Origin of the sequence: Dorea sp. AGR2135, from assembly GCF_000420885.1 — a bacterium.
Classification (GTDB): domain Bacteria; phylum Bacillota; class Clostridia; order Lachnospirales; family Lachnospiraceae; genus Dorea; species Dorea formicigenerans.
The window spans coordinates 1-1155 of sequence record NZ_ATVU01000072.1; the positions used below are offsets into that span (position 1 = coordinate 1).

At 31.4% G+C, this 1155-nt stretch carries 1 protein-coding gene and 1 pseudogene; both read right to left on the bottom strand.

Annotated elements, in window-relative coordinates:
• Positions 1-254: 254 nt before the first annotated feature.
• Positions 255-728 (bottom strand): GNAT family N-acetyltransferase, encoded by a 474-nt coding sequence (locus G593_RS0118270; RefSeq protein ID WP_029732601.1) that lies wholly within the window; start codon positions 726-728, stop codon positions 255-257.
• 220 nt (positions 729-948) lie between these two features.
• Positions 949-1155, bottom strand: a pseudogene (locus tag G593_RS0118275) (TfoX/Sxy family protein); the annotation flags it as partial.

Consider the following 1155-nt stretch of genomic DNA (forward strand, 5'->3'; position numbering starts at 1 on the left):
TTGTATTTATATTTGAAATTGCCACTTTTTCATTTCCCCTTTTTAAATTACCGTTTATCGTTTTTTCATATCCACATTATAACATTCTCATATCACCACCACAATAAAATGTTATGCACCGATAGTCTTATTGAACAGCTCTAACAGACACCATTTCATCACTCCAATCTGAAATTTAGGTATGAAAAAAGCAGTCAATCATAAGACTAACTGCTTTGTGTGTAGGGATATGAAATTGTAAACTAGATTGTTTGTTATAGATTTATAGTCATAATATATTCTTCGCTGTTTTCATCAACAACAAGAAAACCTGCTTTCTTATACATTTTTACTGCATAATTATTTTTCTGAACAGATAAGGAAATTTTTGAATAACCAAAAGATTTTTCCACTAACAATAATTGTTGCAATAATGAAGTCCCAATCCCTTGTCCTCTATACTTTTGAAAAACAGACATAGCAAGGGACGGTGTATCATTGTCAATGTGTCCGTAATCGTTCATTATTCGCACCCAAATAGCACCTACGACATTTCCTTGAACTTCCGCAACTAAAGCCCTATCATCTTTTCGCTTTCCAAATTCAAAAACATATTCTTGTAATTCTGGACAGTTAATTATTGATTTAGGTGGTGGCTCAACACCGTCTGGAATATAAATTGCTTCATACAAAAAGTCATTGAGTAAATCATATTCTGCTTTTTTAATTTTCCTTATGATATAATCCATAACTTGACTCCTAATCTATTTTATCTTTTTTCATACCCCGATTATACCATTCACATATAAGCACTACAACAAAATTTTATGCTTCGATAATCTTGTTAAAAAGTTCTAAGAGTATATCATTTCATCACTCCAATCTGTAATTTTGGTAAGAAAAAAGCAGTCAATCCTAAGACTAACTGCTTTGTGTGTATGGATATGAAATTGTCAAGCTAGAAACTGTTTATTTTTTCTTTTTAGGTTTTGGCGTTGGTAGTTCATCATACATCACATTAAATAACCCCGTCAGAAAATCTTTATTATCAATTTCTTCCACCAATAACATTTCTTTGGCATTTTCGTATGGAATTTCATAAGTAACTGTTGGCATATAAGAAATTGCAGACTTTGTTGGTTTTACCAGTAACCTATCATCATATATACCGCCAAC

Excerpts from the sequence above, each read along its gene's own strand:
- G593_RS0118270 (WP_029732601.1), bottom strand. The coding sequence starts at position 728 with ATGGATTATATCATAAGGAAAATTAAAAAAGCAGAATATGATTTACTC.